The sequence below is a fragment of the Prolixibacter bellariivorans ATCC BAA-1284 genome (genome assembly GCF_000621705.1).
GTDB classification, from domain to species: Bacteria; Bacteroidota; Bacteroidia; order Bacteroidales; family Prolixibacteraceae; genus Prolixibacter; species Prolixibacter bellariivorans.
The window spans coordinates 406,651-428,052 of record NZ_JHXO01000007.1; the positions used below are offsets into that span (position 1 = coordinate 406,651).

18 protein-coding genes are annotated in these 21,402 nt (G+C 44.3%); 5 read left to right on the forward strand and 13 right to left on the reverse strand.

Annotation, left to right across the window (positions count from 1 at the left end):
* The first annotated feature begins 250 nt into the window (after positions 1-250).
* Positions 251-1,318 carry a zinc-dependent alcohol dehydrogenase gene (locus T426_RS0109690; protein ID WP_199898654.1) on the forward strand — a complete coding sequence of 356 codons (1,068 nt, stop codon included), beginning with the start codon at positions 251-253 and terminating at the stop codon, positions 1,316-1,318.
* 81 nt (positions 1,319-1,399) lie between these two features.
* Complete coding sequence (gene recQ, locus T426_RS0109695) at positions 1,400-3,511, forward strand: DNA helicase RecQ (RefSeq protein WP_036984752.1); 2,112 nt, start codon at positions 1,400-1,402, stop codon at positions 3,509-3,511.
* On the opposite strand, the gene T426_RS23300 is transcribed toward recQ, so the two are convergent.
* The 5 genes from T426_RS23300 to T426_RS0109720 form a co-directional block, all read right to left on the reverse strand.
* Positions 3,508-4,554: a glycosyl hydrolase gene (locus T426_RS23300; RefSeq protein ID WP_025865245.1), complete on the reverse strand. Its 1,047-nt coding sequence runs from the start codon at positions 4,552-4,554 to the stop codon at positions 3,508-3,510. The two genes, recQ and T426_RS23300, sit on opposite strands and share 4 nt — an antisense overlap.
* 138 nt (positions 4,555-4,692) lie before the next feature.
* The gene (locus tag T426_RS0109705) at positions 4,693-5,634 is read right to left on the reverse strand and encodes a phosphatase domain-containing protein (protein WP_027585607.1); all 942 of its coding nucleotides are present in this window, start codon (positions 5,632-5,634) and stop codon (positions 4,693-4,695) included.
* Positions 5,624-6,520 (reverse strand): diacylglycerol/lipid kinase family protein, encoded by an 897-nt coding sequence (locus T426_RS0109710; RefSeq protein WP_025865243.1) that lies wholly within the window; start codon positions 6,518-6,520, stop codon positions 5,624-5,626. Before T426_RS0109710 ends, T426_RS0109705 begins: the two co-directional genes overlap by 11 nt.
* A gap of 308 nt (positions 6,521-6,828) precedes the next feature.
* A complete protein-coding gene (locus tag T426_RS25740) occupies positions 6,829-6,987 on the reverse strand; it encodes a hypothetical protein (RefSeq protein WP_153637620.1) in 159 nt (52 codons plus the stop codon).
* Between the two features lie 274 nt (positions 6,988-7,261).
* Entirely contained in the window at positions 7,262-8,203 is a 942-nt protein-coding gene (locus T426_RS0109720) for a formylglycine-generating enzyme family protein (RefSeq protein WP_025865242.1), read from the reverse strand.
* Between the two features lie 168 nt (positions 8,204-8,371).
* On the opposite strand from T426_RS0109720, the gene T426_RS0109725 reads away from it, so the two are divergent.
* Both T426_RS0109725 and T426_RS0109730 read left to right on the forward strand, forming a co-directional pair.
* The gene (locus T426_RS0109725; RefSeq protein ID WP_025865241.1) at positions 8,372-8,806 is read left to right on the forward strand and encodes a DUF4174 domain-containing protein; all 435 of its coding nucleotides are present in this window, start codon (positions 8,372-8,374) and stop codon (positions 8,804-8,806) included.
* A 206-nt stretch (positions 8,807-9,012) separates the two neighbouring features.
* A complete protein-coding gene (locus T426_RS0109730; protein ID WP_027585609.1) occupies positions 9,013-9,669 on the forward strand; it encodes a hypothetical protein in 657 nt (218 codons plus the stop codon).
* A 5-nt stretch (positions 9,670-9,674) separates the two neighbouring features.
* Here T426_RS0109730 and T426_RS0109735 read toward each other — a convergent pair whose 3' ends face one another.
* From T426_RS0109735 to T426_RS0109750, 4 genes are read right to left on the reverse strand one after another with little or no spacing between them, the layout of a single operon-like run.
* On the reverse strand, positions 9,675-10,679 hold the full coding sequence (locus T426_RS0109735; protein ID WP_025865239.1) for an ABC transporter ATP-binding protein: 1,005 nt from the start codon (positions 10,677-10,679) through the stop codon (positions 9,675-9,677).
* A gap of 1 nt (position 10,680) precedes the next feature.
* Positions 10,681-11,742 (reverse strand): iron ABC transporter permease, encoded by a 1,062-nt coding sequence (locus T426_RS0109740; RefSeq protein WP_051568969.1) that lies wholly within the window; start codon positions 11,740-11,742, stop codon positions 10,681-10,683.
* A gap of 3 nt (positions 11,743-11,745) precedes the next feature.
* On the reverse strand, positions 11,746-12,894 hold the full coding sequence (locus T426_RS23305; protein ID WP_025865238.1) for an ABC transporter substrate-binding protein: 1,149 nt from the start codon (positions 12,892-12,894) through the stop codon (positions 11,746-11,748).
* Positions 12,895-12,942: 48 nt separating this feature from the next.
* Entirely contained in the window at positions 12,943-15,150 is a 2,208-nt protein-coding gene (locus T426_RS0109750; RefSeq protein ID WP_153637621.1) for a trypsin-like peptidase domain-containing protein, read from the reverse strand.
* Positions 15,151-15,317: 167 nt separating this feature from the next.
* Between T426_RS0109750 and T426_RS0109755 the strand changes: the two genes are divergently transcribed.
* Positions 15,318-15,731, forward strand: a complete 414-nt coding sequence (locus T426_RS0109755; RefSeq protein ID WP_025865235.1) for a threonyl-tRNA synthetase editing domain-containing protein — start codon at positions 15,318-15,320, stop codon at positions 15,729-15,731.
* A 2-nt stretch (positions 15,732-15,733) separates the two neighbouring features.
* Here the strand turns inward: T426_RS0109755 and T426_RS0109760 are convergent, their stop codons facing one another.
* The 4 genes from T426_RS0109760 to T426_RS0109775 all read right to left on the reverse strand — a co-directional run bounded on the left by T426_RS0109760 (position 15,734) and on the right by T426_RS0109775 (position 21,319).
* Complete coding sequence (locus tag T426_RS0109760; protein WP_025865234.1) at positions 15,734-17,593, reverse strand: DUF5060 domain-containing protein; 1,860 nt, start codon at positions 17,591-17,593, stop codon at positions 15,734-15,736.
* A 411-nt stretch (positions 17,594-18,004) separates the two neighbouring features.
* Entirely contained in the window at positions 18,005-19,204 is a 1,200-nt protein-coding gene (locus T426_RS23310) for a cation:proton antiporter domain-containing protein (RefSeq protein ID WP_036985406.1), read from the reverse strand.
* Between the two features lie 117 nt (positions 19,205-19,321).
* Complete coding sequence (buk, locus tag T426_RS0109770; RefSeq protein ID WP_025865233.1) at positions 19,322-20,401, reverse strand: butyrate kinase; 1,080 nt, start codon at positions 20,399-20,401, stop codon at positions 19,322-19,324.
* Between the two features lie 12 nt (positions 20,402-20,413).
* A complete protein-coding gene (locus tag T426_RS0109775; RefSeq protein ID WP_027585612.1) occupies positions 20,414-21,319 on the reverse strand; it encodes a phosphate acyltransferase in 906 nt (301 codons plus the stop codon).
* Between the last annotated feature and the right edge of the window lie 83 nt (positions 21,320-21,402).

Below are 21,402 nucleotides of genomic sequence, written 5' to 3' on the forward strand. Positions count from 1 at the left end.
TTTTAACGACGCAATTTTCAAGGCCGAATGCTTTGATTTTGCGTCTTTTTTTATATCTTATCCTAATCAATTAAGATTTACAGACACAAGGTATATCAAGACAACTTTTCGCAGAGTTTATTTTCCTGTTGTAATCCGGTAAATTGGAAGATTTTTCGCCCCCTTTCTACTGGCTTAGGTAAATGCAGCTTGTGCTGGAATGTTGAAATAAGAACCGAAGCCTGACAATAAAAACTGAAACAGTATCGCCATGAATAAATACATGAAAACTTTTGCACTGACCGGCAAAGAAAAGATGGAAATACAGGAGCGTCCCATGCCAGAGATTGTAAATGATACCGATGTTCTCATACGAATGATACGTGTTGGGGTTTGTGGCTCCGATATGCATTATTACAAAGAAGGCGGTATCGGAAGTCAGGTCATCAGCTATCCGTTTACGCCGGGCCACGAAGGGGCTGGTATTGTAGCTGCTGTAGGCAAAAGTGTTCAGCACGTAAATATTGGTGATAGAGTGGCTATCGACCCGGCTATGTCTTGTGGTCATTGTGATCAGTGTGAAGCGGGACGGCCTCACACCTGCCGCAATCTTAAATTTCTGGGCAATCCCGGTCAGGCCGAAGGCTGTCTTTCCGAATACATAGTCATCCCCGAGAGCTCCTGTTTTGCCATCAACAATCGTTTGGGATTTGATGAAGCCGTGGTTTCAGAGCCGTTGGCAATTGGGTATTATGCCACCAAACTGGCCGGCGATTTAAAAGGAAAATCCATTGGAATTTTAGGATTCGGACCTATCGGGATGAGTGTTTTACTTCCGGCACAGTTACAGGAACCTGCTAAAGTATATGTGACCGATAGACTCGAACACCGGCTGAAAATTGCCCGGGATTCCGGAGCCGGCTGGACCGGTAATCCCGATGAAACGGATGTAGTAAGTGAAATCACCCGAAAAGAACCTCTGCAACTTGATTTTGTATTCGAATGCTGCGGGAAACAGGAAGCTGTCGAGCAGGCTATTCAGTTGCTCAAACCGGGTGGAACTTTACTTATAGTCGGCATACCAGAATTCAGTCACTGGTCCTTCCCTGTCGATGAACTTCGCCGAAAGGAAATTACCATTAAAAATGTTCGTCGCCAAAATGGTTTTACCCGGCCGGCACTCGATTTAATGGCCGATAGCACCATGGATGTTTCTCCGATGGTCACTCACCATTTCCCGTTTGAAGAGACAGACAAAGCTTATGCTTTGGTAGCCAATTACGAAGATGGTGTGATGAAAGCCATGATCGATTTTTCCGCCGGACGTTACGACGACTAACAAAAATCTCATCTCAAGAAAAACAGTTAAAGCCGTTTTTGGACAGGTGAGGAATTGTATCTTTGGGCATTTTTCATATCCATGATATACGAAACCCTCAGGAAATACTTCGGTTACGAAACCTTCAGGCCATTACAGGAAGAGATTATTCAGGCAATACTTGATGGTCACGATTGCCTCGCTATTATGCCTACCGGCGGTGGAAAATCGCTTTGCTTTCAGCTTCCGGCTTTGGTACAGAAAGGAACGGCTATCGTCGTTTCACCGCTCATTTCCTTGATGAAAGACCAGGTAGATGCGCTGCGTGCCAATGGAATCGGTGCCGCCTACCTGAATTCAACCATTTCACCTTCTGAATCAATTCAAATCTTCCGGGACGTCATTTCAGGGAAAATCAAATTGTTGTATGTTTCCCCCGAAAAACTGCTTTCGCAGGATTTTTACCGTCAAATCAAAACCATAGATATCAGCCTGTTTGCGATTGACGAAGCACATTGTATTTCACAATGGGGACACGACTTTCGTCCGGAATACACCCAATTGAACTTTCTTTCGCGCGAATTCAAGGCTCCCATTATTGCATTGACGGCCACTGCCGACCGCATTACCCGGAGCGATATTATACAACAACTAGGTTTGCGAAAACCACAGACCTACATTAGTTCTTTCGACCGCGAAAACCTGAGCATTACCGTCCTTCCCGGAAGGGAAAAATATGAAAACATCAAACGGTTTATTGGCAAACGAAAAAACCAGTCCGGCATTATTTATTGCCTGAGCCGAAAACAAACCGAACAACTGGCCAACAAACTTAACGGCGAAGGGCTTGATGCCGTAAGTTATCATGCCGGCATGAAAGATTCCGAACGGCAAGCTGCTCAGGAGGATTTTATTAACGACCGCGTTCAGATTGTTTGTGCCACGGTAGCATTTGGGATGGGTATCGACAAGCCGAATGTCCGGTGGGTAATTCATTACAACTTGCCGAAAAACCTCGAAAGTTATTACCAGGAAATCGGACGAGCGGGCCGTGACGGACTTCCGGCCGATACCCTGCTTTTCTATTCCTACCGGGATGTGCTGACGCTGAAACAGTTTATTGAGGAAAGTACCCAGAAAGATTTGCTAACGCAGAAATTAGAACGCATGCAGCAATTTGCCGATGCGCGGACCTGCCGGCGACGAGTGTTGCTCAACTATTTCAACGAGGCTTACGATGAAGACTGCGGGAACTGCGATGTCTGCCAGAATCCGCCGGCTGTTTTCGACGGCACGGTCATCGCGCAGAAAGCGCTTTCCGCCATTGCGAGAGTAAAAGAACAGATATCTTCGGGATTGTTAATTGATATTCTGCGAGGTTCTGCGCGAAAGGAACTGATTGATAACGGTTGGGCCGAAATTAAAACCTACGGGGCCGGCCGTGACATTTCTTACCGGGATTGGCAAGAATATCTGCTTCAACTGCTGAATATGGGATTATTCGAAGTAGCTTATAACGACGGAAACAAACTGAAACTAACGTCGCTGAGCCGGGATGTCCTTTTCGACGGAAAGAAAATCAATCTGGTTTCGCCGGAAGAAGCAGAAAATCGCTGGAAGCAGCAGCAGGAAAAGAAACAGCCACAAAACAAAGTCGAAGAGTTGGACAATGCTCTTTTCGAACACCTCAGATCCGTTCGGAAGGAGCTGGCTGCAGAACGGAATGTACCACCCTACATCATCTTTTCCGATGCCACATTGAAACAAATGGCGACATCCAAACCGATCACCGAATTTGCCATGCGGCAGATTTCCGGTGTTGGCGAATTCAAATATGAACAGTTTGGCATTATCTTCATTCGGGCTATCATGGATTTCAACCAATTTGGCAATACGAATGAAAAGCAAGCCACCAATCGGTATCAAAAAACCTACGATTTCCTGAAAAAGGGATACAATCCGGAAGAAATTGCCGAACGGTTGAACCTGAACATTGTTACGGTTTGCTCGCATCTGGCTTATTTGTACGAAAGCGACTACGATATTTCACTACAGGAGTTTTTGGAAAAGAAAGAGCTGCAAAAAATTGAAGCAGCATTACTGACACCCGGTTTAAAACACGAGCTGAAACCAATTTATGACCACCTGAACGGTGAGATTCCCTACCATAAGATTCGGCTGGGATTGAGTATTGCGAAGAAGGAGCAAGATTAGTTCGGTGGAGTACTTTCCCGTACGAATTCCTTCCATTCGTCTAACGTGAGCGTGTTGGGAGCATCGTAAACAGCTTCGATATCAGCTGCTTTATTCTTTTCCGCCAGGTAACCACTCCAACACATAAACCAGCAATATTTCGGTTGATTCGCCAACGTGTCGGGCGGAGGCAATTTTCCTACTTCGCCCAAACCAATCGGTTTTCCGTTGGCCAACGTTAGTAAATCCTGATAATCCGAGCGCTGGAAATTCTCGCTGTACACGTCTGTTGCCAATACATCTACCACGTCGTCACCTGGATAAAAATCCGCATATGGCATTACGTTATTCCGGATTTCTGTTCCATTGAAAACCCAAATGAGGTTATTCAAATGATGCACGTTGATAAAACGGTCGAACAACATCCGGTAGAGCTTTTTGTATCGCTCCGGATTGCCACACCACCAAAACCAATCACCATTTGGTTCATGATACGGACGCCACAACACAGGCACACCGGCATCGCGCAACTCAGCCAAATAGCCGGCAATTACGTCGACCTGATCGCACCAACGTTGATGAAGACGTGTTCCCGGAGTCAATAACTTCCTCCATTGCGTATCGGTCAACCTGGCCATTACATTGCCGTCGAAGGTTCCCGGCTCATCATCAATCGGGCGGATGGCATGCCACATCAGCGTGATCACAAAGCCCTGGTGATATTTGCGAATCGCCTCTTCCATATTCCGCTGTCTAAAATTAACGCCATCAAGCGAATTGGCGAGGCTTTGACCAAATTCCTGCCCCCAAACGGCCGGATAATAACCTGTCAGCTGCTTCGCCTCTTCGGTTCGTCCGGAAATAAAAACCGGATGATTATGCTGCCCCGTCAAGGTATATTTCCCACTGACATCGTACAGCAATTGCAACAATTGCTTTGCCTCGGGTGAGGCATCCGGATTCACTGTAAATGCACCGGGTGTCCATTCAAAAGAAAACTCCTCTCCTCTTTCACAACCGGAAATGAGACTCATCAACAAAAGGAAAAGAAATAACTTGCGCATACCCGAAAAGAGTTTTGCACCATATCACCGGAAATTCCTTATCAATCAGATGGTGCAGGTTTAGTTTCCTGTTAAGGTTACCATTTTACTATGGCAAGTGAAAGATAGGAAATTAATGTCTTTCATTGAAGAGACAGACTACTGTAGTAAGCTTTCGGGAAAACTATCGGCATAATGTAAACCGATTCCTCGGGACCTTAATTCCTCCGTAAACTCATCAACAATCAGCTGATTTCGTTCACTTTCCACAACCCGGCGAATCACAATTTCAATAATCTGCTTTGGATAATCAGCGGCAGCCTGCATGTAAATGCTCAGATCATTTTGTGTATTATCTCCGACCAACACAAAACTTTTGGCCGGGAAAAGCTGAATAATTTCTTCGAGAATTTCCAACTTATGTAAATCCTTACGTGGTAGTTTTCTTCCGGTCAACACATGGCGCATTTTCCGGAAGTGCTTCAGAAAAACAGGTCCCGGAGGTAAGTTATTTTGGCGAAGGAAACGGTAAATCAACGGATACAGGTTTTGTTCGCTGTTCGATAAGTAAAACAGTGCTGCCCCATCTTCGTGTAAACGGTTCACCAACCGGACCATGTTATCAACGGTTTTCCGCTTTTCAACACGGGTCAACATTAAGGTTTTAAATTTCAGAAGCTTTTTCGAAATAAACGAATGGAGCAACGTATCATCAATATCAGAAATCACCAGCGTATGTGCATCGAGATGGCGGACGTGCCGGGTGTACAAATTTTCAGGAATGTGTACTTCGGTATTTCCCATGATGCGCACTTCCTCTAAATGTGCAGGCGTTTTCTTAAAATTTCGCTTCCCAAAAAAAAGACCATTCCTGTCCGTTTTCATTTCGATGGTAGCAGAGTCAAAAACCAACTCAACCCGGCAATTCCGACTTCGATTAGCCAGATACAAAGCGGCTAGTCGCCTGAAGGTTTCCATCCGGGAATAATCCGTGAATGAAAATTTCCGGTACCGGGTGTAAATCAGTTGCCCGAATACCAATGTTGTACTGCCGTTCGAAATGGCATGAAAACTAAGCAAGACCGGTTTCTTATTCCTCATCTTCACCTCCTGTCACAATTACCTTAACAGCCGATTCGATCATCGATATCGTCAGATGATCCACTTTGCCGATGTATTCTCCGTCAATCTGAAAATCGATTTTCCGGTCGATGGTAATCTCAGCCTCCTTGCAGCTAATTACATCGGAATACATCTCTTCGTCGAGAAACAGTTCGAACTTGGTCAGCCCCAAATTGATCAATTCCTCGAGTTCTATTTCCCGGAAATTACATATTTCAAAAAGACCGTCCGACATGGAACCATTTAGCGACAGATATATGCCGGTTCCAAATCTTCGCGCGTTGGCAAAAGCCAACATGTAACCTTCTTTTTGATACTCACCTTCGGGCGTCTTAATGGTATACCGCATCAGTTCACTTTCCTGAAATGCACGAAACAGATGCTTGGCGTAACCAACCATTCGCCTATCGCCAGATTTGGCATAGTTTTTCACAATCAACGCATTAACGCCAACATCTCCCAAATGTATTCCCAGATATTTCTGGTTAAATCGAAGCAAATCAATTGGCCGTGAAGTCTGTCCATTTACAGCCAACTCTACTGCTTCGGGCAATGTGTCTGGAATAGCCAGTTCGGTTGCCAAACCATTGGCCGATCCCAAAGGCAAAATGCCTATCGGGGTGTCTTCATTGAGCAAGTTTCGGGCTACCAGCAAAACCGTACCGTCTCCACCACATGCAACCACCCTGTCCGGACGATACCAATTGATTTCATGGCGCAAAGCTTCGTCATCATTCACTCCGGTCGTATATTGAAATTTGAAATCAAATTTCTCTCTCACTGCGAGCCAGTGAATCCGGAGGATGGCTTCATCCTTATCAATGCCTCCGGAAACGGGATTCATGACAAATAAAATCTTTTCCATTCAGCCAGCAACTATGATTGTGATAGCACGAAATCTATTGTTTATAAATGGAAAATAAGGATTGTTTGCGGTAAGAACAAATTTTTCATCTACAGCTGAATCGAATTCCCTGGGAGCTTATATAGTTTCGCAAAGACCTATTGTAAAAGACGACTCATTCTCTGCATTATTAAACAAGCAGAGTCTTCTATTAACAATCAAAGTATTGTGACCGAAATAAACCCAATGGCAACTGACTAAATACAGGTTGGATTCACTTACAATCTATGTATGCCATTGTCATCTGGAAACAAGCATTCTAAAATCAGTTATTCTCTAAAATGAATATTTTCAATATCTGTGGTCCCTTTTCCGGATACAACATCCTTGATGTCGTTCCACTCCCACGCGACAACCAGCAGAAATACAATCAGTACGCCTGCCAGAAAAAACAATAATTCACGCGGAGTTACTCGTTGAATCTTCATGGTCGGTTAATTTTTAGATTTGAGTCTTAATAAAATCTTTTACAACAATATTTATCGTTATAAGGTAATCTTTAAAATAGTGGACGATTAGCTGTTTAAATATCACCTCATACAAACATAAAAAGGAAAGCTTACCCGAATAACAGGTAGCTTTCCCTTTTCACACCAATGCCAAGATAGGAATATGGTATGAACTGTACAAGGATTTTAAAAAGTTATATCTATTATATGGACATATTTCTATTAGATGATGAAAATAGATAGAAAATGGACGTTATTTCACTATCTCTTGCTCTTTACCTATTGCACAACGAAAACCGGTATTGAACAGCGACGTTTCAATGGAATTCATCGATCTGCCGGAAACAGTATAACTATAAGCACCGTTGGCATCGAAAAAGAAAGAACCTCCCCGGATGACCCTGACATTCTCGGTTGGTTGATATTGGTACTGACTACCCGGATAAGCCGCATAGACATCGGCACACCAGTTCCAAACATTACCGCCCATATCGGATAAACCACAGTCGGTTTTACCGTAATACCCTACCGGTGAAGTGTATACAAATCCATCGGCTCCCTGTTGAGCAGTCAATTGACTCCCCTGCCACACATTGGACTGATATTTACCATTAACGACCAACTCATTTCCCCAACTGAACCGGGATTTGCTTTTCCCTCCACAACGTGCTGCATACTCCCACTCTGCTTCCGACGGTAATCGCTTTCCTGCCCATTCGGCGTAAGCCGATGCATCATTCCAGCTGACCTGCGTAACCGGATGATTGCCCTGGGCCTTTGGTCCGTCTGGTCCAAAAGGATATTCCCAGGTAGCACCCGAAACAAGCTCCCATTGATTTTTCTGAAAATTGAATACTCCGGCATTTCCAAAATTTTCAGCATCAGTGATATAGCCTGTACTTTTTATAAACCGCCTAAAATCAACTACAGTTACGGGCGTCCTATCGATATAAAATGATTTAACAGTTACCTGATGAACCGGTTTCTCATTTGACAATCCACTGTCTGCCCCCATCATGAAGATACCACCGGCAAAATATGCCATACCTGATGTATCAGCTTTAGCATGACCAAGAGGCTTGTTCAATTCTGTTTTAACTGTGCCAGTGTTTCTCTCTGTCTTGTTTTCCCGTTGATGACATCCTATCAGGAATAATGAAACAATGACTACAGGAACAAAAAATTGCTTCAACATAAGCTTAGTTTTCAGGTTCGTTGATTTGTTGGTTGTTAATAATTCAGCTTTACACTCGTCTATTCTAAATAAAATAACGATGTTCTTTCAACCTTTAAATTACACATTCCTGAAATACAATATCTCCTGATTTTAGTATCTTTTCACAATAATTGAACAAAACCTATCATGTCGAATAAACTTTCTGTTCTACTCTTTGCATTTACCTTACTCTCCATTTTCCACCCTGATGCGATAAAGGCGTCGAATCCGCTAAAACCATACCTGTGGAAAAACGTGGTGGTGCTTTATCAATTAAAAGAAGAACCGGTTAAAGAGGAACTTGCCTTTCAGCAAACCATCGATAAAAACTACCAGCTTTTCAAGCAAAATGAATTTGTATTCATCGATTTAACCGGAAAGAACTCGGGAAAATTGCATGCCCAATTGTCATCAGAGGAATTGGAAATTCTCCGAAAACGCTTTAAAATAGAGGCAAATAAGTCAGTATACGTCATTGTCGGAATGGATGGATGGGAGAAATTCAGAGAAGCAGGACACTTTAATCCCAGTCATTTTATAAACATAATAATGCAATATTCGACTTCAAACTCCGAAAAGTAATGAACAATTGCCATTTTATTATTGACTGATTATCTTTCAATTAAACAATATATTTGCAAATACAGCCTAAAATTGTTAATAACTGTTAATTCAATTTGTGGCATTGTACCCTCCTTTTGCCGTAACTTTTTTCGAAACCTAAGAAAACTAAGTGACGTTACCAACTAATCCAATCATTCTAACGGGCATCTTTTAAAACCCCACTGATGAAAAAAAGAGCCATATCCGGGATGATGATTTTTATATTTCTTTTTGCTTACCCTGGGAAAGCAGGTGTTGTGGATGACTATTCTTCCCCCCAAAATTCCCCCGAAAAGCTGATCGAAATTGAGACATCCCTTAAAAACAGCCCTGCCACCCAGCGACTGGTCAAGCACTGGCTGATTGGAGATACCGAAGGTTACATAACCGCCTGGTATTACCACGATAAACTGTTCCTCCTCGAGGAGTCCAGTTCTGAAGAGGGAGGCATGATGAAGCAGTCATATTTCATCGATGGTCAGCAACTGCTGATGGCTTCTTTCATACGAATGGAATACGGATACGGCTCGCAGCCGGATGAAGTAAGATTCCTCGACACACGCCGTTGCTACGATAACGGAACATTGCAAACGATGTTTCGTCGGTCTGACTTCCTCAAGCACCTAACCAATAACTGGACAACCGCTCTTGACGAAGAAACAAATGTTCCTTTCGAGAAGATAGATTTCCGGCAAGGTGCTTATTACGCAACTGATTTGAGACAATTGGAGTATTTGCGCCTACGGTGGGAGAAGCACGGCGTTCTGCTACTGATGGAACACGCGTCCAACATGCAGGACAAACCATTGGAAGCTACCGCCCCTTTGCTGGCGCAGAAGTGACGAAATTACAGTTCGCGCAAATACCGGCATAAATGATAAACCGAATAAAATGTCTTATCACTGTCCGCTGTTTGGACCTGCCAACATGGTGGTTCTGACCGGACAGTGATTTCAATATTGGTATCCGCTTCATTTGTTACTTCCAGTCCGTTTCTTTCCAGCGCTTTTTGCGTCCACAATAATTCCGCCCCCTTTCCGGTCAATTGTACCGCATGCTTTAAATGCCTTTTGATACGGAAATCACCTTTTTCCATATCGAAAGTCAGGTCTGACTTTTGGAACAGTAACGGAAACTGTCCATTTAAGATCAGATCTTCCGGTGCTCCCTGAACCACATCATCCTGCAGCATCAACCAAATCATATCGACTTCGCTGACGGCAATATTCAAATCGTGCGTCGAAAAAATGATGGTTTTGTTTTTTTCGCGAGCCAGATGATGGAGTATACTAACGATCTCATATTTATTCGGGACATCCAAAAAAGCTGTGGGTTCGTCAAGAACAATGATATCGGTGTCCTGAGCCAGTGTACGGGCAATCATGGCCCGCTGACGTTCGCCGTCGGAAATTTGGTTGATGGGTCGTGTTTGGTAACCATCCAATCCCACCATCCGAATGGATTCATTGACAATTTGCCGATCTTCATCCGTTAATTTACCAAACCAGTTGGTATGCGGAAACCGTCCTAATGCCACCATCTCAAAAACGCTGAGATTCGCTACCCGGATGATTTCGGTGGAAACAAAACTCATCATCGTCGCTAATTCCTTTTCCCGATAGGCACTGATGGATTTTCCGGAAACGGAAATGTCACCAGTAATGGGCGGTTGAAATCCGGCAAGTGCTCTTAGTAGCGTACTTTTACCAATTCCATTTCCACCAATGAGTGCAACGAGTTCGCCTTTTTCAGCGCCAAGCGATATTCCGCTCTTTACAATTCGTTCTTTGCCACGCGAATCGCGGTAACCCACTGATACCTGTTTCAGTTTTATGGTAGTGCTCTCACTCATGTCAACTCAACGCTCCTACTGTTTTCTTCCGCAAAATAATCCAAACAACCACCGGAATTCCCAGCAACGCTGTAACGGAATTAATCGGCAAAGTTGATTCTGAACCGGGAAGTTGTGAGATGATATCGCTGAAAAGCATAGTAGCTGAACCAAGTAGAATAGAACCCGGAATCAGGCGTTGGTGACGCGCCGTTCTCAAGGCCATCCGAACGATGTGTGGAACGGCTATGCCGATAAAACCAATGGGACCACAGAAAGCAGTAATGCTTCCGGCCAAAATACAAGTCGAAATAAAAATCAACACGCGGGCCAGTTGCACATTCATTCCCATGCTTCGCGCATAATCTTCGCCCAGCAAAAAGGCATCGAGTAACTTGGCGGAAATAATCGCCAAAAACAGTCCCAACAGCACACCGGGCAAGAGCACATGAAGTTGTGCATTGGTCACACTTCCCAGACTTCCCATGGTCCAGACTACGAAGGATTTCAGCATCGATTCGTTACTGAAATACTGCATGATGTTCACAATGGCTGACGTAGCACTGGAAAAGAGTATGCCTAAAATCAAAATGGTCATGATGTCTTTTACGCGAGCCGAAACAGCAAGAATCAATAAAAGAATGATAGCCGCTCCAATCCAGGCTGCTCCTGCAACCGACCAGGCGCCCATTACGCTGAATGCCCCGGCAGCAAATAAATTTCCCGCGCCTAACACCAGCAATGCCACACCCAAACTTGCCCCGGAACTAATGCCCAACACATACGGTCCGGCCAATGGGTTCCGGAAAACGGTTTGCATTTGCAGTCCGGCAACTGACAATGCAGCTCCGGCCAACAAAGCTGTTAATGCTTTAGGCAAACGGAATTGACGAACGATGGTCACTAATTGCGAATCGACCTGACCGGGAGCAAAAAGCGCTTTTAAAATATTACTGAGCGAAATATGATAGGAGCCAATAAACAGATCGAGAATGAAGAATATAACAACCAAAACAGCCAAAAGAAAAAGGCTTCCTTCCGGACGAAGACTTCGTTTTGTTTTTGTTGGGCTCGTATGATCCATCTGTTAGTTTAATTGCCGGTAAAAATACAATTTTCCGTCGGTCACTTTATCGGGATGAAAGATGGTGACCAAATCTTTCAATATCAAATCAGGCCGGACAACCCCTTTTTCCCAATAATCATTACCTCCTCCGTCACTCATCCGGGCATTATTATTATAAACCTTATGCTTTTTTACCGGCGGCAAAGATGAAAAGCGCCCATCGACAGATAGCAAATCTTTGATTGATGCGGCCGTACCGCTGTTAATCCAGAAATCAGCTGATTTTGCTTTCATGAAAACATCTTCGATAGACACCACAAAAGCATCGCGGGAAGTATTCTCATGCCAAAGGTATTCACCGCCGGCATCCCGAATCAGGTTGGCCAGGTTGGATTCTCCTCCCGCCATCCACCAGTTGTCCTTCCAGGGTAAACCGGCTAATACTTTGGGACGGTAATCCACATCTGCCACTTCCTCCTTAATTTGCTGGTAGCTGCTATCAATCCGGCTGAACCACTTCTTCGCTGCCATTTGCTTGCCATAGATCGCACCAACGAACTTTATCCATTCACATTTGGCCATTGAAGTACTTTCGAGATATTCTCCCACCAACATCACCGGAACTCCCAGATCCTTCAGTTTATTTAATTGCGCGCTTACCTCGCCATCAACACCGTAGGTTAACACCAAATCCGGCTTCAGGCTCAGTAACAATTCATAATTCAAGCCTTGTGCGTATCCTACTTCTGATAATTTCTTATCGTGATATCGTTGAATAATCGATGAATCGGAAACCAGATTGATGTCAGGAATTCCTACCAACGAAGAAGTTTCGTTCAGTGCTTCGAGAAATCCAAGTTGTGTAGTAGAGAGACAAACGACCCGTCGAACAGGAGTCCGCACGATGTTCTTCCCTTTCAGCGAGGACGGCACCTTTTGATTTCGTGGTACCAGATAGTAACTGTACGAGATACCGGACGACTTCTGCCATGGGTTGAGCACCGTCAGCTTTTTATACGTTTTAAAATCTTCGATGGTAAATCCCTGTGCGTATTTCACTGAAGTTGACACAGATGTAGTTTTCCCTTCCGGTGAACCGTGATTTTTTGACTTGCATCCAAACAGAAAAAATGGAATGAATAAGGCCAGAAATAAGAGTTTACGAAGCATCCAATGAAAATTTTCTCAAAGATAAGCCTAACTTTCGTTATCGAAAAATCATCGTCCGGTTCTTAACCGGACTTTCATCACTTCTCTAACCTTATCGGTTTTTACCGCAATGAAATAAATTCCGGAATTGTGATTTCCAATGGAGACTTTTACTGGTTCATTTGTCAGGTAGCGTTGCTCCTGGTGTAAGGTCCTTCCCATTACATCCAGAATAGATATCTCCGCATTTCCTTCCGCTCCGTTATTTTGCAAATACACATAGTTGTTCAAACCACCAGTAGGATAATAAACCTCGAACTGCTTATCATGATAATTGGTATCCACAACATCCGTTGGTAAAACGTTGCAGGCATGAGCTTTGATGAGCAACGACGTTTTGATGCCGATGTCAGCAATCTGGTCAAACGGAAGCCAAGCTCCGTCAATTTTGCCATAAGCAGTATTCACCGGATAGGTAGCAGCGTCGCGGGCCGGAGCATTGAAAACAGCAATACTGTCTTGCGTATTATTGTAATCGAGATCGTAACCAACGTAAAACGTACCGGTGGTGGTTATCGGATTCGTCAATGGAATGTAATTCATCGAGGAATCCTGCAAACTACTTATCGAAACCGATTGGGTAGCTATCACATTGTTAGGCAAACCAGTGTTTGGGTCTGCATCGTAAACATTCAGGTTAAAAGACTTTCCTGCGGATATCGGACTCGTCACCGTTTGACTGAACGCGATGGCCACGGCCTGCAATTCAGCCTGCGACGACTGATTAAACTTTTCAGCGTAAGCGCTAATTTTCAACGAGTTTTTTCCGGTTATATAACCTGAATTATCGGCCAGTTTCTGTTTTACATACTTTTCACCGTACTGAACATTCGAAAACAGTTCGCAGGGATTAGGATTTGTTGCATACGGATCCAAGCCATTGACAGAAGTGCTTCCACTACCAGAAGGATCCAGCCAAATGGCCAATTGCATATTCGATGCGCTGTAGTAACTCCATTGCTTATTCAGCATGGCGAAGTAATCGTTCACGGGGTCCGCGCAAGTTGCTGCTCCACCAGTTAGTGTTCCAATCAACTGGTGACTGGAATTAACAATCAAACCGCTTCCGGAAGAACCTGCTTCGGTGGTTCCAACGTCCCAGCGATGAATGACCCAAAATGCATTGGAAATATACTTGGATGAAAAGGATCCCACTCCCGGCGAATCATTATCACGCGATAACTTCTTCACATCTCCGTTGGGATGATGAATCGCAAAAGTTGATGCAGGAATGGAAGCGCTGTTATTCCATCCGGAAAAATAAGGTCGGTAATTGGCTGGAGGCATGTTTTGCATTTCGACCAAAGCAAAATCGAGTGAATCGGAACGAGCCTTCAGAATGGAGCCGGAAACAGTTTGATCGACGTACCCGTCAATACTTCCCAGGTTCTGCCCACAATCCGGACTTTCGTAATTGAAATAGTAAACAGTTTGCTCCGCATCGGTTGCTGAAGTAATACAATGGCCAGCGGTTATTAAATAAGGGGTTCCATCCTGAGAGGTATTGTTCACCATGGTTCCTGAGCAGAGCTCACTTCCGGCTATAATCAACCGTACTTCCGATTGTTTTTGCAATGCCAAATCCTGCCCATCGGTGCAATAAACATCTACGTTGCACAAACCTGCTTGACCAAGGGGCCGGTCTCCAAATGCATTTTTGTAATCATGATTGACCTTCGTAATACGCAGTTGGCCTGAAAATTCAGCGTCCGCCGGTTCGTCATATTCAACCACCATCTCATCGCCCGCCAAAGGACGAACAGCCAACGTCCCATAGCCGGATTCGTTGTTGGCAGTAAAGGCGCCCAATACTTTTTTATGATTAGGACTGTAAATAAAAAGTTTCGCATGGTCGGGCAGCTTAAACCGGTCGAAAATGACATTCAGGGAATAAGCTCCTTGTGACAGAATCTTCACCCTCCAAATTTTGGTTCCATCAGCAGCCACCGTCCATGTCCCCGAATTCTGCGGAGTAATATCGACTTTGAAGGTGTGAGCAAACTTGTAGGGCTTCAGTCTCAAGCCACTTTGCGGTTCCGCTTTCATCAACTGCCTGTTGGATACATGCTCCATCCGGACAATCGGAATCACGACAGCCGCTTTTTCTTTTAAAGAAAAGGAAGCGGGCTGACCTCCATAAGAAATTTGCGCAGTCATGACCTCCGGGAAAAGTGACAATCCAAAAGCCAACAAAATGAAAATCACATGCCTGTTCATAAAAGGGGAAGTATTTACAAAGTAAATATAAGAAACTTCATTAATCAAAACGGTAGCTTTTTGGGAGCACGGCCGGTTTGTTTCACAGAATCGTTAATTTTATCATCCAAATCGTACTTGTCAGTGAGCGTTTTTCACTGACAGCAAAAAGAACAAACTATATTCATATGAAAGTTTTGGTTATTTATGCCGACCGGTTCGCTTATGAGCCTGCCATTAAGAATTTAGATGAAGTGGAAACCATTGAAAAAGGGGCAGCCCACGAAAACTGCATTGTTGCGTTTATCCAGATGGAGGAAGATGATGAAGAGAAAAGCATAGCCAGCAGGGAAAAAAAACTGGTAAACCATTTGAAATGGACAGCCCGGAAGAATGACACGCAGTATATCGTCCTGCACTCATTTGCCCACCTGTCCGAATCGAAAGCTTCGCCCGGATTTACCAAGGCCATTTTCGACGCAGCCGAAAAACGCCTGCAGAATGCTGAATACCAAACAGCGCAAACGCCTTTCGGCTACTTCCTCGATTTGGATATCAAAGCCCCGGGCCATTCATTGGCTCGTATCTGGGCTTCGTTGTAAAATCAACTTTTTCTTCGAAGCAAAACCACCCAATCTTTATCCTTGTCGGAAGGAGCACGTCCGAAATCGATCCACCCGTCTCCTGTGGTTGTTTCCATTGTTCCCTTTTGTAAGGCACCACCGGTGCGGGGATTGAACCAGGAGATATTGTAGATTTCTCCTGCTTTGCTCACTTTAAATCGCGACCAGGTTGTTCCTTCGGCCAGGTATATGACATATGTTTTTCCCGGATCTGCCAGACAATAGGATTGCTCTCTGTCGTTGGTGATAATCAGGTTATCGGCGGGTTGCATGTTTTGGAATGGCACATATTGTTGGAAGAAATCCGTAGCAATTTTAGTCTGCTTCCACAGATTCTCACGTGAGCGCCAATTTTCGCAGTTCAAATCGTTATTCGGGAACTTATATCCGAAGTACCACTCCACTCCTGCTCCACCAGCCATCAAGCTACCCCACAAGCACTGGTGACGAATAGTATCGTGCTGCGCATCATTTTTATCGGGTAAGGCACCTTTCCATGCCGGACCAATTTCGTCCAGAGTAACTACCCATCTATGTTGTGTGGTATCGGAATTCTGCCACCACTTTTTCGTTACCTGATGTACATCGTAAGGATTGCCCATCTGCAATGAAACACCATCCAGGGATTTAAATCCAAGCATGGGAATAAGAACCTTATCGCGATTTGCATTATCGGAATGTGTATGAATAACGATTGGATGATGATACGGATCGATTTTGGCGAGATACGATGCCATCGATTTACGTTGCGCATCGTTTTGTCCGTTGGGTGTCCAGTCTGCAGGTCCGTTCTCTTCGCCTAAGTTCCAAACCAATGCCGGATGATGACCAAAGCGGGCAACCAATTCACGGTAGTAAAGCTTTCGCTGCGCATCGGTGTTTCCGTTATCAAGCAAGGTTTCATTCTCGGTTTCCTGCGTAACCACATGCTGCATAATTCCCAGCGAATCCATGTGGTCGAACACAATTTCCCACTGATCGAGTTTGGAGCAATCGAAGCGGTAGCGTTCATTTCTGCGCGACCAGGGCCAAACATCGTCGCCATCGCCCTGCACATTCATCGTCAGAAAATAAACCGAATTCATTCCCTGCGAGGCAAGATAATTCAATGCACCAATAATTCCTTTGCCTTTATCGCCGTGCCACACAGGATCGCCTTCATGCCAATCTTTGATGTGCGGTTCGTATTCATGAAGCTTTGGACCGGAGGCTGCTTCGCCTTCACGGTTTTGCAATGCTCCTGGTTTGTAGGTATCGTCAAATCCGGCATACGCCAGAAAATTCTCCGGACTGTCAGCACCAGCTTTTAAGAAATATTTGCCAGAACCGGCAAATTTCAAATAATGGCCGCCTGTGTATTCAAGCCTTCCCTGTGCCCTGAAGTCACGTCCTTTCTTATCCGACGGTGCTATTTCGAAACTACCTTCGAATCCATTGGGATTGACCGCCTCACCTTTCACGTCCGCGTTGTCGGCAATGGCTACATTTCGGCCTTTCACAAACGAAACCTTGTAGTTCCAGGTACCGGTTTTATCGGGGCAAAACCGAACTTCCCATTTGTTTCCATACACGGCGCCTGATTCGGCTGCGTTCCCGTCGGCTGCAAAGAATCCGGGTACTACATACGTTTTGTTTCCATTGGTGAAAGTGGCTTCCAGCCGGTAATCAAGAAACGGATTGTCGGCTGAGAATTCAGCGACCAACGGTCCTGTTATCATCAGGGTAACAGTGTGCCATTGTTTTAATTGGCCGGTAACTTTTACATCCGGTTCCCGATGATGATGGCAGCTTGTCAGCGAAAATACAGCAATTGCCAGGTAAAGCAAGAATAGTCTCCTCATACGATATAATACTTATTTAGTATAATAACCTGAAAAATATCTGTTTTATTGCCTCTGTCTACAGCTCATAAAATCCCGGAACAAACGCTTTTTACTTGCCTGAGATACTAATCTTTCTTGCTTCTACCTGTAATCCCCTTGAATAGAACGAAATGTGAACTGGACTTACAAATCCGCTTTCATCTGCGAGTTCTCTCTCTCCCAACAGAATAAACTCAAGCATGAAGAATCTACTCTGTTCGGATATAGCTTTTCAATCCTTAATTTATGTGTGTATAAATACCTTGACTCAAAGAATTGGGCCAAGAAAAAACACCTCATAACTGCAATATCTCGTTCTTTTCTGCATCCAATTTAGAAAAAGAGATGCTAATCGCCAACGAAACAGCAAATTATCTTCAATAAAGGGATTTATTCTTCGGTACCAACTTGCATACGATTACGCCATTGTGCCAGGGCCCAACCCATCACCAGGCTGGTGACCAGAATGGCAATTCCCAGAATCCCACTTTCAATTTCATGTACTTTGAATTCTTCCGGGATATCGAAGAAAAGAAGAATGGATATCAATCCGCGGGGAGCGATGAAAACTTCAGGAAAAATATCTTTGCCGACCACGGTTCGAAAAATGACAAAACGTATGAGGTACAGAATTACCAAAAAGGCGAAACTGAGCAACAATACCTGCCAGTTCAACACATCGCCGATGGATATGGCCATACCGAATACCACGAAGAAGAAGGATCTTACCAGAAAGGACGTTTCTTCCGTTATCATTTTAAAACTATCGAACAGAACGCCTATGGCCTGATGATCGAAATATTTGGATAATTTTCCGCGAATAAACAAAAACTGATTACGCAATACCAAACCAAAAACCAGGATGATAAGCAGGGAAGAAAGATGGAAGATTTTTCCTTCGGCATACAAAAGGATTAACAGTGAAAGAAACAGGAAAAATTTTGTTTTGATCACCACTAGCTTTTGAAAAATATAAAGGAGAATAAAACTTCCGATAAAGGAGATCAACACCGTTAAACTCAGATTCAAGCTAACATTCCCAACTATTTCCCAAAAACCATTTGCATTGGTATTTTCCAACAAAATATAAAAAGCCATAATCCCGAAAATATCGGAAAGTGTACTTTCGTAGATCATGAATTCTCTTCGTGTACGCGTCATCTTGTGTACGCTGGGAATAACGATGGCCGAACTGATGATGGCCAGTGGAAGCGAGTATAATAATGCGACCGTAAATTCAAGTCCCTGAACAACGAACATCATCATTCCGGCAAAGCCGAAAGTGGTAATATTTAGTGTCAGAAATGCTACCAGCGTCGATTTCCAGATAACCGGCCAGCGCTCCGGTGAAAGCTTCAAATCGAGTGCTGCCTCCAGTACAATCATGATGAGACCTACTACCCCCAGCAGCTCCAGTGTTGGCATAAATGCCTGCTGAAATCCGGACAGGTCGAAAAAATATTTTACAACCATACCCAACGTAATCAACATTAATACACTGGGTATATTGGTCTTATTACTTAATACATTAAAAATAAATGAAGTAATAACAATAAGACAGATGACTATAATCAGATGATAGGTATCCATGTTGGCAGAAATATCGTTTGGTTCTAAAATAATATGAAACCATGTAAATATAAAAAAGGTTGTCACGTATTAACGAAGCGACAACCTTTTTTTAATGTATAGCAGGTATTCCTTAACTTATCGGCTATAAACCCTCACTTTTGCTTCTCCTCTTACAACATTCAGCGCATTCATAGCAAGTGCTTTCATTTCATCCTGTCCAGGATAAATGTATACCTGGCTGATGAAATCGACCCGCTCACGAATCAACGACATCAGGGTTTTATCATATGCCATACCGCCGGTAATCAGGATACCGTCGACGCGGCCTTTCAATACTGTAGCCATTTCGCCAATGGATTTAGCGACCTGATATGCAAGGGCATTATGATAGAAAATGGCCCGCTCATCACCTTCGTTCACCGCCATTTCCACATCGCGGGCGTCATTGGTTCCCAGGTAAGCCACAAAGCCGCCTTCACCGCTAATCATCGTTTTAATTTCCTCTTTCGAGTACTTATTACTGAAACACATGTCCACCAGCTGACCGGCAGGCAACGTGCCACTTCTTTCCGGAGAAAATGGTCCTTCGCCATCGAGCGCATTATTGGCATCAACCACCCGGCCGTTGTTGTGCGCCCCAATGGAAACACCGCCACCCAAATGAACAACAATCAGGTTCATGTCGCTGTAAAGTCGTCCTAATTTGGCAGCGTGTTGGCGGGCAACTGCTTTCTGGTTTAAGGCATGGAAAATCGAACGACGCTCGAAGTTGGGATGTCCGCTCACACGGGCAATATCATTCATTTCATCGGTTACAACCGGGTCGGCTGTTAGAGCCAACGAATTGGGAATTTCCTGTGCCAGCTCGTAAGCGATCATCGAACCCAGATTGGAGGCGTGCATACCGCTAATGCCTATTTTGCAGTGCTCCACCATCCGCTCATTGATTTCATAAACGCCTGATTCCAAAGGATGGGTCAAGCCTCCCCGACCAATAATCGCTGACATGCTATTCAAATCAATGCGATCGGCTTTCAGTTCTTCCAGAATGGCATTTTTCCGGAATTCGTACTGTTCGGTAACCGTTTTATACTGATCCAGCTCCTCTTTTGAGTGCCGTAGCGTTTTCAGGAAAATACACCGGACATCCTCATACACGGCAATTTTGGTAGAGGTTGAACCGGGATTGATAACCAATATATGTATATCTCTCATAAGATGAATTATTTACTTAACCAGCATTGCTGCCAATGCGATTGAATATAACTTGGTTTCGATGGAATCACCCCGCGAAGCGAGAACCGCAGGAACTTTAGCTCCTACCAGTGATGCTGCTGATTCGGCGCCAGCCAGTTTGGTATTGGTTTTATAGAATACATTACCCGAATTCAAGTCGGGGAACAGAAGACAATCGGCTTTTCCGGCAACCGGACTTTTGATGCCTTTTATTTGTGCTGCCTCTTCATCAACAGCCGCATCCAGAGCCAGCGGACCGTCAACTACACAACCTTTAATCTGGCCGCGTTCATTCATTTTCGACAGAAGCGCTGCTTCCGTGCAGGATTGCAAGCCGGGTAATACCAACTCAGTCGGCGCAATAGCTGCCACTTTCGGATTCTCGATTCCCAATGCTACAGCCGTTTGTACCATATAGTTAATCATCTGTACCTTTTGCTTCAAATCCGGCTCGGGAATAATCGCCACATCACTGGCAATGAGAAGTTTATGATGATTAGGAATTTCCATCGCGGTTACGTGGCTCAGTACAGCTCCAGGAGGTAACAAACCGTTTTCCTTATTGAGAATGGCCCGCATGAATTTATCGGTGCTAACCAAACCTTTCATGATAATGTCACCTTCGCCATTGTTGATCATGGTGACCGATTCGGTCGCAGCCAACTGCTCATTGGGCTGATGGACAATGGTAAATTTGGCCGGATCAATATTTTCATGACGGCAAACACCACCGATGACTTCCTCATCTCCCACCAGAATTCCTTCAATCAATCCCAGATCGATAGCCTTGCTGATGGCTACAATGGTATGTTCGTCGTTGGCATAAGCGGCTATTAATTTGCGCCGTGGACGGCCTTTTACCGCCTCAAAAAGATCTTCCAGTCGATTAATTCCCATAGGATAATCTGTTTTATCAAAATTCATTTAACGATTTCGCTTCGAAACGGCGATAGTCTGTGTCATTCTTCTCTATTCACCAT